The following is a 12820-nucleotide window of genomic DNA, read 5'->3' on the forward strand; positions in this document are numbered from 1 at the left end:
CCGTGCTGCGCCTGCCCCGGATGTGCCGCCGGGGCAGGCGCTCGGCCGGTGGCGGCGTCGGGACGGACGCCGCCACCGGCACCCCGGGTCCTGCCGTCAGAGATCGGTGACCTCGCCGGTCGCGACGAAACGGGCCGTCGCGTCGCGCATCCTGGCCAGGAATTCGGCCAGGTCCGCGGCGGCGGGTCCGTACGCGCCGGGGCGGCCGATGTGCCGGCCGGTGTAGACCCGGTCCGGCGTGATGGCACCGGGTGGCAGGCGCAGCACCGGCGTGCCGGTCGGGGCCGGCAGCGCGTATCGCGTCCCACCGCCGTCGGAGGCGAAGACCACGACGTCGAGGCGCTCACCCGCCCAGTCGACCGTCGCGAGTTCGTCCCGGGCGGCGCACACGTCGCGCGGACCGGAGATGAAGTAGGCGTTGCCGACGTCGGGAAGCGACACCCCGCCCGTGGCGCGGTAGAACTCCAGCAGGTCGCCGGGCAGGCGGAGCCCGTACAGCAGGTCCGCCAGGCGTGCCAGGTCCTCGGGTGCGGCCGGCGGCGCCACCCGGTGCTCGTCGGGTGGGTAACCGAAACGCGCTTCGAACCCCAGCTGCAGCTCGGCCGCCAGTGCTGCGATGTCGGCCGCCCAGCGGCGCGGGAACTCGTCGTCCACGTCGGCATTGTCGACGGCGGCGCTCCTTTCCTGCTTGCCGGGGCGGGCCCGCTCTGGTTGCCTGCTCCGGTGATCTTCGAGACGGTATGGCGGCACAGCGTGCACCAGCGCGCCTACCTGACCCGCTCCGCGGTCGGGAGCGGGCGGGTGGTGGTGCACGAGCGCGCCACCCGGCTGGTCGGCCTCGACGTGCGCGACGGCGGGGTCCGCTGGGACATGCCCCTGGGCCGGTGGCCGTACGCGTTGACGGTCGCCGGCGGCCGGTGCCTGGCCGTTCCGCAGTGGCAGCCGTGGCTGGCCTGCCACGAGGCGATCGCCGGCGAGCGGCTCTGGCGCGTCTGGCTGCCCCGGTTCACCGGGCACCTCGCGGTCGCCGGGGGAGTCGTGGTGGTCGGCGGGTGGCGCGGGTACACCCCGCTGGCGGGATACGACCTGGTCAACGGGGCGCTGTTGTGGCGGGTCGGCGGCGACGTGGAGGTCCAGCAGCCGATCGCCCTCGGCGGCCGCGTGCTGCTGGCCGTACGCGGCACCGGCCTGATCCGGGCGCTCGACCCGCGCACCGGCGCCGACCTGGACACCTGGGAGCTGCCGGAACCTGTGCTGGAGGTGGACTCGGGTCCGGTGCTCCTCCGGCTGGACGCGGAGCGGGTGCTGGTGCGCGGCGCTTCCGGCGGACTGTGGGAGCTCGGTCCCACCGGCGGCGAGCTGCGGCGGCTGCCCGGCGTCCCCGACGACGTCCGGTCGGTGACCGTGGCGGGCGGCCTGGTCTGGTGCGACATCGGCGAGCAGGTGGTAGCGCTGGAGCCCGGCAGGACACAGCCGCGGGCCCGCGTGCCGACCTTCGGGCGGTCCGCCGGTGTCGCAGCCGTCGACTCGGGGTTCGTGCTCGCCGGCCACCTGGGCCGGCTGACCCTGGTCGGTCACGACGGGGGTGTCGTCGGCCGGGCCACGGTGGACAAGCGGATCGGCAGCCTGCACGGGGTCGACCGGGACCGGGTGCTGGTGCTCGGCAAGAGCGAACTTCTGGCGGTGGACCTGCGTCGGTGACACCGTCCTGCTCCGCCGATCGGCACGATCGGCCGCCGGACAGGGGCCAGGTGAGGTGGCGAGCAGGTGCGGCGGTGCAGCGGTCTGCCTCGGCCTAACCGGGATGATGGACCGGGGGCGCGTTCGGGCGGGTTGGGATGCGTTGTCAGCGGATTTTCGGGCGATTCAACTAGTGGTTGAATTTCTATCAGGTTTGCATATAGTTGCTCGATATGAGCAAGTATTACCGGATCGGGGAGTTCGCTGTCCGGATCGGCCGGTCGCCTCAGACCGTCCGTCGCTGGGAACGCGAGGGGCGTATAGCCGCCAAGCGAACCCCTGCCGGACAGCGTTACTTCGACGAGGCCGACGTGCTTGCTGTCCTGCGCCCGGGATTCGGCGTCTCGGACCGGGCCACGGTGGTTTACTGCCGTGTTTCCTCGCCCGGCCAGAGGGACGACCTCGCTTCCCAGGTGGCCGCGATGGAGACGTTCTGCCTGGGTGCGGGGATCGCAGTGGACGAGTGGGTCAGCGAAGTCGGCGGGGGGATGGATCTGCGCCGCAAGAAGTTCCTCGCCGTGATGGACCGGATCGAGGCCGGCGAGCTCGTTCGGCTGGTCGTTGCTCACAAGGACCGGCTGGCCCGGTTCGGGTTTGACTACATCGAGCATGTGGCGTCCCGACACGGTTGCGAGATCGTGGTCGCCAACGCTGAGTCGCTGTCGCCGCAGCAGGAGCTAGTCGAGGACCTGCTGGCCATCGTGCACACCTTCTCGTACCGCGTGTACGGCCTGCGTCGCTACGAGAAAACGCTGAAGGACGAGCTGAGCGGTGGTGGCCGGTGAAGGTCACGAGGGTGGCGTACTCGCACGGGCTGAACCCGGGCAAGTACGCGGCCCTGTCGGAGCAGGCCTGCCGGCTGGGCCGGGTCCGGTCGCGGGTGTGGCAGCAGTACGGCTCCGTCGTCGGTGCCGGTCTCAAGGACCGGCAGGTCCGTGACGCGTGGCTGGCTGATGGCACTCACCATCGATTCGGAGTGTTGGCGAACGCTTGGAAGGAAACCGTCCGGGACGCGATGGCCGACATCGCCGCCAACCGGGAAGCAGCCAAGGTTCACGTGCGTCAGGCGATCCGCCGCCACGCGAGCGACCCGGTCAAGATGAAACACCTGTTCACCGAACTGAAAGCGGACCGGTGGGCAGCCGACCCGTTCCTGTCTCGGCAGATGCGTCGGCACTGCAAGCGTGGCAAGAACCGCACCCACAATCAGATCGTGGTCCGCTCCGACCAGCACAACACCAAGGTCGACGCCCGGGGCCGGCTCTGGCTGGCCGTGCCCGGGCTACGACGTCGGCAGTTGGTGAGGATCCCGCTGAACACCACGATCGCCCCGACCGGGACGTTGCGGCTGATCCTGCGCGGCGGCCTAGTCGAGATCCACTACCAGATCGACGCCGCCGACATGCGCACCTCGCAGCGTCCCTGCGGCACCCGCAGGGTCGGCGTGGACAAGGGCTACACCGAGGCCTTGACGGACTCCGACGGCGACCACCACGGCACCCGGCTCGGCCGGCTGCTCACCACCGAGTCGGACCATCGCAAGGCCAAGGGCCGGGCCAGGGCGAAGCTGCGCTCTATCGCCAACGGCGCCGCCCGGCGCGGCGACCATGCCAAGGCCGCCCGGATCCACCGCCACAACCTCGGCACCGTCAAACGGCAACGCCGCCGCGCACGCTGGGAAGCGACGGTACGCACCGAGACGTTCACTGCTGTGCACCGCGTCGTGGACAAGGCGAACACGGTGGTGGCTGAAGACCTCACCAAGAAGTTCACCGGGCGCAGCCTGCTCGGGAAGAACACCAACCGGCGTCTGGCGGCGTGGACCAAGGGGGTCACCGCCGAGGCGCTGAAGAACGTGTCGGAGCGCAGAGGTTCTGCGCTCGTTCCCGTCAACGCTGCCTATACCTCACAAGCCTGTCACCGCTGTGCAGCCCTCGGGCGTCGCGGCGGGGACCGGCTTCACTGCACCCGGTGCGGGGTCGTGTGGCAGGCCGACGTGAACGCTGCGATCAACATCCTGCAACGGGCAAGCGACCCCGACATCGCCCTGCACACCCCGCACACGCGCGTGAAGCAGATCTTGCAGGAACGGGCCGATCGCCACCGGACCAGACTGCCGGTCCAGGACTCCAGCCACCATCCGGCGGCGGAGAGCGAAACATCCGAACTGCTCAGTAATGAGCAATATGCAGGAAGCAGAGGTGTGGACGATGGCATTGGTGGCAGTGACCGGCGGCAGCGGCAAGCTGGGCCGGGCGGTGGTACGTGATCTGCTCGACAACGGGTACGAGGTGGTGAACCTCGACGTCGCGCCGCCGCGCGAGCAGCTGTGCCCGTACACCCGGATCGATTTCACCGACTACGGCCAGGCGGTGGAGGCGTTCAGCGCGATCGACAGCCGGTACGCGAAGGTGGACGCGGTGGTGCACCTCGCGGCGATCCCGGGGCCGGGGGTGACCGGGAACGCGGCGACGTTCGCCAACAACATCACGGTCAGCTACAACGTGTTCGCGGCGGCGCGGGCGGCGGGCGTGCGCAACGTGGTGTGGGCGTCCAGCGAGACGGTACTCGGGCTGCCGTTCGACACCCCGCCGCCGTACCTGCCGGTGGACGAGGAGTACGCGGGGCGGCCGGAGACGGCGTACTCCCTGGCCAAGCACCTCGATGAGCAGATGGCGGCGCAGTTCTGCCGCTGGGACCCGGAACTGAAGATGATCGGGCTGCGCTTCTCGAACGTGATGGAGCCCGGCGACTACGCGAACTTCGCGTCGTGGCAGGACGATCCGCGGGCGCGGAGGTGGAATCTGTGGTCGTACATCGACTGCCGCGACGGCGCGCAGGCGGTGCGCCGCGCGCTGGAGTACCCGCAGCCCGGCCTGGAGGTGTTCATCATCGCCAACGCCGACACGGTGATGCACCGCGAGACCGCGGACCTGGCCGCCGAGGTCTTCCCGGACCTGCCCTGGCAGCGCCCGGTCTCCGGCAACGAGACCCTGCTCTCGATCGACAAGGCCCGCCGCGTCCTCGGCTACGACCCGGTCCACGGCTGGCGCTGATCCCCGACCACACGAGGGGCCCGCACCGGTCTGGTGCGGGCCCGCCGCGCTTTCAGTGGTCGATCATGAAGTTGTGGCCGGAACACGCCGACGAACCGTGCCATAAGTTCATGATCAACGCGTTACGGGAGGGTCCAGATCTGGTTGCCGGAGGTGGCGCAGGTCCAGATCTGGAGGCGGGTGCCGTCGGCGGTGCCGAGGTCCTTGGCGTCGAGGCACTTGGCGGACTGGGGATTGCGGAGGTTGCCGTTGGACTGGGGCTGCCAGACCTGGGCACCGCTGCCGTTGCAGTCCCAGAGCTGGATCAGCGCGCCGTTGGCGGTGGAGCCGCTGGTGATGTCCATGCACTTGCCGAGGGCGCGGATGGTGCCGTCGGTGCCGACGGTCCAGGTCTGCGCGTTGGTGCCGTTGCAGGTGTAGAGCTGGATCGCGGCGCCGTTGGCGGTGCTGGCGGCTGCCACGTCGACGCACTTGCCGGAGGCCTGGCCGACGATCCGGCCGGTGCGGCCGCCCGGGGGCGGCGACGACGGCGGGGTGGTGCCGCCGATGGCGACCTCGTAGATCGCGCTGACCAGCGACCGGGAGTCGTTCTTGTCCTGGGACAGTTCCCAGTTCATGATGCCGCCGGCGTTGGCCTTGGCCCACGCGGTCTTGCTGCGGATGGTCGGCAGGCCGTTGTAGCACTGCTGCACGCCGCTGACCGTGGTGCAGTCGCGGTTGGCGTTGGCCGGGTCCATGTCGACCAGCTGGCTGTACGTGTAGTACGTCGGGCGGCTGTAGAACGGCACGCCCAGCACGGCCTTGCTCGCGGGCAGGCCGCGGGACTTCCACGAGTTGACCGCGTTGATCGACCAGTTGTAGTTGGCGTGCGGGCTGCCGCCGTCGTACGCCATGATGTTCAGCCAGTCTACGGCGCTGAAGACCGCGGGCTGCACGAAGTTGGCGGTGCTGCCCTCGGACACCACGGCGGCGGTGAGCAGCTTGCCGCGGGTGTGCATGGCGGTGCTGAGCTGGTTCATCAGCGCCGTGAAGTTGTTGCTCTCGGCGGTGGTGTCCGGGTACTCCCAGTCGATGTCGACACCGTCGAGGTTGTACTGGTTGACGAGGTTCACGATGTTGTTGACGAACGCGGTGCGCGCGGTCGAATTGGCGGCCAGGTCCTCGAAGGCCTGGTCGTTGCCGTCGTTCCAGCCGCCGACGGCGATGGAGACCTTCGTGTTGGCGGCGTGTGCCAGCGAGACCAGCGAGGACAGCTTGGACGGGTTGTCCAGGCCCTGCAGGCTGCCGTTGGAGTTCGGCAGGATGAACGCGTAGTTGATGTGCGTCAGCTTGCCGTACTGCACGGAGTTGACGTTGCCGGCCCACGAGGGCATGTAGCCCACGCTCTTGAAGCCGTTGGGCAGCACGACCGCCTGGGCCGTCGTGGCCGGGGCCAGCGCGACGGCGACGCCGGCGGCCGCGGTGGCCAGGGCGGCCGCGGCGGCGGCCCAGCGGCGGCCCCGCCGGGGCTTGGGGGTGTCGGACATGGGGATCCCTTCGGTGTCCGGTGCCGTGGCGGGGTGCCCACGGCACATCGACTGACCGGACAGGCAGGTGCGCCCCTCCCCGGTGCGGCCTGATGGCAGGCGGCGGCCGGGGGCACGCGTCGGCCCGATCTGGTGCAGGTTCGGACGAGGAAGCGGCTCGCTCCGAGTGGAACGCCTGGAGTTTAGTAAACTTAACTATCTAATGCAATGAATGGTGTGCCACGCTCGGCGGAAGCGTCGGCGGCGGGTGTTAATGTCCGTCGTCCCAGACCTGATGCGGCCCGGCGGAGGCAGCGCATGACGATCGGCTCCCACATCACGACGTTCGCCGGCTTGCCGGTCGCGGAATACCCCGCCGACCTGGGCAAGGCTTCCCGGGCCGGCAGCGCGTGGCGGCTGGAGGACCCGGACTACGACAACACCGGGCAGTTCCTGGAGCGGCTCGAAGCCCTCGCCGCGGAGGACTGGGCCAACCAGGTCACCGCGCTCGTCATCGGCAACTGGGGCGGCGCTTACGACACCGCCCCGCCGATCGGCCGGCTCGCCGCCCTGCTGCCGCGGTTCACCCGGCTGCGGGCGCTGTTCCTCGGTGAGATCACGTTCGACGAGTGCGAGATCTCCTGGATCCAGCAGGCCGACATCACGCCCCTGCTGGAGGCGCTGCCGAAACTGGAGGTGCTGACCGTGCGCGGCGCGACCGGTCTGGGCCTCAAGCCGGTGCGGCACAGCGGGCTGCGGGAGTTCACCATCGAGTCCGGCGGGCTGCCCGCCGACGTCGTGCGCGCCGTCGCCGAGTGCGACCTGCCCGCGCTGACCCACCTGGAGCTGTGGCTCGGCACCGACAACTACGGCGGCGACGCCGACGTCGACGACCTGGCCCCGATCCTGGCCGGCTCCCGGCTGCCGGCGCTGACCTCGCTCGCGCTGCGTGACGCCGAGATCGCCGACCTCGTCGCCGTGGCGCTGGCCGGGGCGCCGGTCGTCGCCCGCCTGCGCGCGCTGGACCTGTCGCTCGGCATGCTCAGCGACACCGGCGCGGCCGCGCTGCTGGCCGGGCAGCCGCTCACCCACCTGGACAAGCTGGACCTCCATCACCACTTCATCGGCGCGGCCGTGCTCGAACGGCTCACCGCCGAACTCGCCGAGGCCGGGGTCACGCTGGACGTGTCCGAAGGCAGCGACGCCGACCGCGACGACCGCTACATCGCGGTGTCCGAGTAGTGCGCCTCACCATCGTCGGCAACCCCGGGCACCGCCGCGTCGGCCTGTTCGCCGCCGCCGCCGTCCGGGCCGGGCTGCCCGAACCAGAACTGCTCGCCTGGCACGACGTGCTCAGCGGGGCTCCGCTGCGGCTGGCCCAGGGCACCGCCGTCCGCATCGAGTCGCCGGGCGAGGACGCCGAGGTCGACCGGCTGCTGCGGGGCGCGGCGACCCCGGCCGCGCACGGCGAGATCGTCGGTGGCCGCGCCTGGTACGCCGGGCTCGCCCGTGGCCTGGCCAGGGTCGCCGGCGCCGCCCGCGATCAGGACGCGCGCCTGCTGGCCGATACCGCCGAGATCCTGACCATGTTCGACAAGGCGGCCTGCCACACCCGGCTGCTCGCGGCCGGCATCCCCGTGCCCGCGGCGCTGCCCGGGTCGCCGGCCGGCTGGGCGCAACTGCGGTCCTGGCTGGACGAGGCCGGCTGGCGGCGGGTGTTCGTCAAGCCGTGCCACGGCTCGTCGGCCTCCGGCGTCATCGCGCTGCAGCTCGGCAGCGGCGGCCGCATCCTGGCCACCACGTCGGTGGAGCTGTCCGGCGGGCGGCTGTTCAACTCGCTGCGGGTGCGGCACTATCGCGACGAGCGCGACGTCGCCGCGATCGTCGACCGGCTCGCCCCCGACGGCCTGCACGTGCAGCGCTGGCTGCCCAAGGCCGGGCTCGACGGCCGCGTCGTCGACCTGCGTGTGGTCACCGTCGGCGGCGAGCCGTCGCACGTCGTGGTCCGCGGCAGCCGCTCACCGATGACGAACCTGCACCTCGGCGGCGTACGCGGCGACCTGTGCGCGCTGCGCGCCGCCGCCGGCCAGCACTACGCCGAAGGGCTGGCCACCTGCCGCGCCGTCGCCGCCTGCTTCCCCGGCAGCCTGCACACCGGCGTCGACCTGATGTTCGCGGCCGGCTGGCGCTCGCACGCCGTCGCCGAGGTCAACGCCTTCGGCGACCTGCTCCCCGGCCTCCTGGTCGACGGCCGCGACACCTACGACGCCGAGGTCGCCGCCCTGCTGGCAGGCGAGCGGGCCGGTGTGGCGGTGTGAGGGTGGGGATGGCGTCGGTGGTGGGGGCGTATGACATCGCGCTGGTCACGGTCGACACCCTGCGGTACGACGTGGCGGCGGAGGAGGCGGCGGCGGGGCGCACGCCGAATGTGGTCCGGGCGCTGCCCGGCGGGCGGTGGGAGGCCCGGCACACCCCGGCGAGTTTCACCTACGCGGCGCACCACGCGTTCTTCGCGGGGTTCCTGCCGACGCCGGTGACGCCGGGGCGGCACGAGCGGCTGTTCGCGGCGAGATTCCCCGGCAGCGAGACCACCGCCGACGGCACCTGGGTGTTCGACGCCCCGGATCTGGTCACCGGGCTGGGGCAGGCCGGATATCACACGCTGTGCCTGGGCGGCGTGGGCTTCTTCAACCGGCGCTCGCCGCTGGGCAGCGTGCTGCCGGAGCTGTTCGCCGAGGACCACTGGCGGCCCGAGTTCGGGGTGACCGAACCGGACTCGCTGCGCCACCAGCTCGACCAGCTCGCCGCCAGCGCCGCCGCCGTGCCCGCGGACCGGCCGCTGTTCACCTTCCTCAACGTGTCGGCGCTGCACCAGCCCAACCGGCACTACCTGCCCGGCGCGGCCGAGGACGGCCGGGACAGCCACGCGGCCGCGCTGCGCTACGTGGACACCGCGCTGCCGCGCCTGTTCGCGCTGCTCACCTCGCGGAGGCGGCCGTGTTTCGTGGTGCTGTGCGCCGACCACGGGACCGCGTACGGCGAGGACGGCCACCAGGGGCACCGGGTCGGCCACGACGTGGTGTGGACGGTGCCGTATGCCGAGTTCACGCTGACCCCGGGGGAGTGGTGAAGGTGCTCGACGGCTCGCCCTACCAGGGTTACCTGTACGCGTACCCGCACAAGACGGCATACCGGCCGCTGCGGCCGCGCCCGGCACTGCGCGACGTGTGGGCCGGGCAGGACCGGGACAACCTGTTCCTGTACCTGCACATCCCGTTCTGCGAGATGCGATGCGGCTTCTGCAACCTGTTCACCCGCGCGCAGCCGCCCGCCGAGCAGGTCGGCGCGTACCTGCGGCAGCTGCGGGTGCAGGCCGAGCAGGTCACGGCGGCGCTCGGCCCGGCCCGCTACGCCCGCGCCGCGATCGGCGGCGGCACCCCGACCCACCTGACCGCCGACGAGCTGACCGAGCTGTTCGCGATCACCGACGGGGTGCTCGGCCTGGACCCGGCCGCGGCACAGCTGTCCGTGGAGACCTCGCCCGCGACGGCGACCCCCGACCGGCTGGCGGTGCTCGCCGCGCACGGCACGCACCGGGTCAGCATGGGCGTGCAGAGTTTCCTCGACACCGAGGCCCACGCCGCCGGGCGGCCGCAGCACCGCGCCGACGTCGACCGCGCCCTGACCGCGCTGCGCGACGCGGCGTTCCCGCTGCTCAACGTCGACCTGATCTACGGCATCCCCGGTCAGACCCGCGACACGTGGACCTACTCGCTCCGCGAGGCACTGGCCTGGCGACCCGAGGAGATCTACCTCTACCCGCTGTACGTACGCCCACTGACCGGGCTCGGCCGCCGGGGTGGCGGGCTGCTGCCGTCCGGCCCGACCGCCACCGCGCCGGATCGTGACGCGCAGTGGGACAGCGAGCGCCTGGACCTCTATCGGCACGGCCGCGATCTGCTTCGCGAGGCCGGTTACCGGCAGCTTTCCATGCGCCAGTTCCGGCGTGCCGACGTTCCCGATCCGGACGGCGCGGACTACTGCTGCCAGGACGACGGCATGGTCGGGATCGGCTGCGGCGCGCGCTCCTACACCGCCGACCTGCACTACTCGTTCGACTACGCGGTCAGCGTGCGCGAGGTGCGGGCCATCATCGACGACTACCTCGCCCGGCCCGCAGCGGACTTCGGGTACGCCGAGTTCGGGTTCGCGCTCGACGGCGGCGAGCAGCGGCTGCGCTGGCTGGTGAAGTCGCTGCTGCGCGCCGAGGGCGTCGACCTGCCCGGGTACGCGTCCCGCTTCGGGTCCAAGGTGGACGAGGACTCCCCGCACCTGGCGGAACTGGCCGAACGCGGCTGGGCCGTCGCCGACGGAGATCGGCTGGTCCTGACCGACGAGGGCCTGGCGCGCGGCGACGCGATCGGGCCGTGGCTGGTGTCGGGGCCGGTGCGGGCGGCGATGGCGCGGGCGGTGCTGCGGTGAACCTGCTGCTGCTGTATCGCGGGCCGCTCGCGAGCTGCAACTTCGACTGCCCGTACTGCCCGTTCGCGAAGCGGCGCGACAGCCGCGCGCAGCTGGCCGAGGACCAGGCCGCGCTGCGCCGCTTCGCCGACTGGGTCGCCGCCAATCCCGCCGGGGACACGCTGTCGGTGCTGTTCACGCCATGGGGCGAGGGGCTGACCCGGTCGTGGTACCGGGACGCGCTGGTGCGGCTGTCGCACCTGCCGCACGTGGAGCGGGTCGCCATCCAGACGAACCTGGCCGGGCGGCTGGGCTGGGTCGCCGAGGCCGACCCGGCGCGGCTCGCCCTGTGGGCGACCTACCACCCGGGGCAGGTGCGCCGGGAGCGTTTCCTGGCCGCGTGCGCGACGCTGCGCGGGCACGGCATCCGGCACTCCGTCGGCATGGTCGGGCTGCCCGAACACCACGCCGAGGCGGTCGCGATGCGGGCCGAGCTGCCGGAGGCGACGTACCTGTGGGTCAACGCGGCGGACGGGCACAGCTACGACGCCGACGCCGAGGCGGCGTGGACGGCGATCGACCCGCTGTTCGGGTACAGCGTGCGCCCGCACGCCTCGGCCGGGCACGAATGCGGAGCGGGCGAGACGTCGCTGTCGGTGCTCGGCGACGGCACGGTCCGGCGCTGCCACTTCCTGCCCGAGCCGCTGGGCAACCTGTACGACGGCAGCTACCGCGCCGCGCTGCGGCCCCGCGCCTGCGGCAAGGCCACCTGCGACTGCCACATCGGATACGTGCACCTCAAACGGCTCGGCCTGCACCGGGTCTTCGCCGGCGGCGTGCCCGAGCGGATCCCCGCCGGGCCGCCGCCGACCTGGGGCGTGCCGAGCGCGCTGCTCACGTCTGCTGCTGCGGCAGGTATTCCTCCGGCGTGAGGCCGAACGTCCACGCCACGCCCTCCCGCGCGGTGCGCGTCGACGGCGGCACCCGCAGGAAGTACGTCCGGAAGCTGCCGTCGGGCTCGGGGCTGGAGTTCAGCACCTCGACCATCACCAGCGGCTCGTCACCGGGCAGCTCGACCCGCCACAGCGTGCCGCACACGTCGGACTGCGTCTTGGCCGCGCCGGACTCGCGCAGGTAGCGGTCGAAGCCGAAGTGCTCCAGCATGACGCGACGCATCTCGGCGTTGCCCTCGCCGCGGATGCGCGCGACGGTCAGCGTCGGCAGCTCGGCGGCGATCTCGGCCGGGATCGGCATGCCGCTCCACGCGTGCAGGCCGAAGCCGTCCGGGTAGGACAGCGCCGGGCCGTCGCCGTGGTGCAGCCGGCCCAGGTTGTCCCGGTGCACCTCGCGCGGGCGCTCGGTGAGGATCGCGACGTGCTCGAACGCCCACCACCAGCCCGCGCTGCAGGCCACCCGGGCCAGGCCGTCGACGTCGGGGTGGCTGTCGAACGCGCCCAGCCAGGCCGCGTCGTGCTGGCCGTGGATCACGTCGAGCAGCGCGTCCTGCCGGGCCTGCGCGAACTCGCCGCTCTGCTCGGCGAACTGCTCCGCCAGCCGGGTGCGCAGCGGCGTGGCGAGCTGGTCGACGAGCTGCTGCCAGGGCCGGCGGGCGGTGGCGGCCCAGTGCCGGGCGAAGCCCACCGCGCCGAGCCGGTCGGTGAGCGAGGTCCGGGCCTGCGCCCAGGGGCGGGTGCGCACCCGGGGCCGTACGCTGCGGCCGAGCGGGAGTTCGCCCGGCCGGACACCCTGCGCCGCCAGCGCCTCGCTTACCCGCGGGTCGCCCGCGAGCACGGTGCGCAGCATCGCGACCGCCGTCGCGCCCGCCGCGGGCGAGCCCAGCCACAGCATCCGCCGCGGGGCGGGCAGGCCCGCCAGGGCGTACGCGATGCGCACGCCCGCCTCCGCGCCCGCCCGGTCGGCCGGTTCGGTGCTCAGGCCGGTCGCCATCCACCGCTCCGCCCGCGCGGCCAGCGCCATGTCCTCGTTCCGGCGCGCCTCACGCCGGTTCGGCGGCTGCCCACCGGTGCTCGCGCTCGTGATCTGGCTGCTCGTCGTCAT

General features: G+C 72.3%; 12 protein-coding genes. 9 read left to right on the forward strand and 3 right to left on the reverse strand.

Annotation, left to right across the window (positions count from 1 at the left end; genetic code table 11):
* Window positions 1–96: 96 nt before the first annotated feature.
* Window positions 97–654 (reverse strand): SMI1/KNR4 family protein, encoded by a 558-nt coding sequence (locus Cco03nite_RS25420; RefSeq protein ID WP_203694723.1) that lies wholly within the window; start codon window positions 652–654, stop codon window positions 97–99.
* 69 nt (window positions 655–723) lie between these two features.
* Between Cco03nite_RS25420 and Cco03nite_RS25425 the strand changes: the two genes are divergently transcribed.
* The 4 genes from Cco03nite_RS25425 to Cco03nite_RS25440 all read left to right on the forward strand — a co-directional run bounded on the left by Cco03nite_RS25425 (window position 724) and on the right by Cco03nite_RS25440 (window position 4796).
* Window positions 724–1701 (forward strand): outer membrane protein assembly factor BamB family protein, encoded by a 978-nt coding sequence (locus Cco03nite_RS25425; protein WP_203694724.1) that lies wholly within the window; start codon window positions 724–726, stop codon window positions 1699–1701.
* 212 nt (window positions 1702–1913) lie between these two features.
* On the forward strand, window positions 1914–2525 hold the full coding sequence (locus Cco03nite_RS25430; RefSeq protein WP_203694725.1) for an IS607 family transposase: 612 nt from the start codon (window positions 1914–1916) through the stop codon (window positions 2523–2525).
* Between the two features lie 11 nt (window positions 2526–2536).
* Window positions 2537–4009, forward strand: a complete 1473-nt coding sequence (locus Cco03nite_RS25435; protein ID WP_203694726.1) for an RNA-guided endonuclease TnpB family protein — start codon at window positions 2537–2539, stop codon at window positions 4007–4009.
* Window positions 3951–4796 (forward strand): NAD-dependent epimerase/dehydratase family protein, encoded by an 846-nt coding sequence (locus Cco03nite_RS25440; RefSeq protein WP_203694727.1) that lies wholly within the window; start codon window positions 3951–3953, stop codon window positions 4794–4796. The genes Cco03nite_RS25435 and Cco03nite_RS25440 overlap by 59 nt, the downstream gene beginning before the upstream one ends.
* 122 nt (window positions 4797–4918) lie before the next feature.
* Here the strand turns inward: Cco03nite_RS25440 and Cco03nite_RS25445 are convergent, their stop codons facing one another.
* A complete protein-coding gene (locus Cco03nite_RS25445; RefSeq protein WP_203694728.1) occupies window positions 4919–6322 on the reverse strand; it encodes a glycosyl hydrolase family 18 protein in 1404 nt (467 codons plus the stop codon).
* A gap of 297 nt (window positions 6323–6619) precedes the next feature.
* Between Cco03nite_RS25445 and Cco03nite_RS25450 the strand changes: the two genes are divergently transcribed.
* Genes Cco03nite_RS25450 through Cco03nite_RS25470 form a run of 5 tightly spaced genes read left to right on the forward strand, consistent with a single transcriptional unit; the run spans window position 6620 to window position 11694 of the window.
* Window positions 6620–7543 carry an STM4015 family protein gene (locus tag Cco03nite_RS25450; RefSeq protein WP_203694729.1) on the forward strand — a complete coding sequence of 308 codons (924 nt, stop codon included), beginning with the start codon at window positions 6620–6622 and terminating at the stop codon, window positions 7541–7543.
* Complete coding sequence (locus Cco03nite_RS25455) at window positions 7543–8619, forward strand: STM4014 family protein (protein ID WP_203694730.1); 1077 nt, start codon at window positions 7543–7545, stop codon at window positions 8617–8619. The genes Cco03nite_RS25450 and Cco03nite_RS25455 overlap by 1 nt, the downstream gene beginning before the upstream one ends.
* Window positions 8620–8636: 17 nt before the next feature.
* Entirely contained in the window at window positions 8637–9431 is a 795-nt protein-coding gene (locus Cco03nite_RS25460) for an STM4013/SEN3800 family hydrolase (protein ID WP_425546885.1), read from the forward strand.
* Window positions 9428–10783 carry an STM4012 family radical SAM protein gene (locus tag Cco03nite_RS25465; protein WP_239167652.1) on the forward strand — a complete coding sequence of 452 codons (1356 nt, stop codon included), beginning with the start codon at window positions 9428–9430 and terminating at the stop codon, window positions 10781–10783. The genes Cco03nite_RS25460 and Cco03nite_RS25465 overlap by 4 nt, the downstream gene beginning before the upstream one ends.
* Window positions 10780–11694 carry an STM4011 family radical SAM protein gene (locus Cco03nite_RS25470; protein ID WP_203694732.1) on the forward strand — a complete coding sequence of 305 codons (915 nt, stop codon included), beginning with the start codon at window positions 10780–10782 and terminating at the stop codon, window positions 11692–11694. The genes Cco03nite_RS25465 and Cco03nite_RS25470 overlap by 4 nt, the downstream gene beginning before the upstream one ends.
* Here the strand turns inward: Cco03nite_RS25470 and Cco03nite_RS25475 are convergent.
* Window positions 11657–12820, reverse strand: coding sequence for a DUF6745 domain-containing protein (locus Cco03nite_RS25475; protein WP_239167653.1), 1164 nt, complete (start codon window positions 12818–12820; stop codon window positions 11657–11659). The two genes, Cco03nite_RS25470 and Cco03nite_RS25475, sit on opposite strands and share 38 nt — an antisense overlap.

This window comes from Catellatospora coxensis, from assembly GCF_016862635.1.
In the GTDB taxonomy this organism is placed as follows: Bacteria; Actinomycetota; Actinomycetes; order Mycobacteriales; family Micromonosporaceae; genus Catellatospora; species Catellatospora coxensis.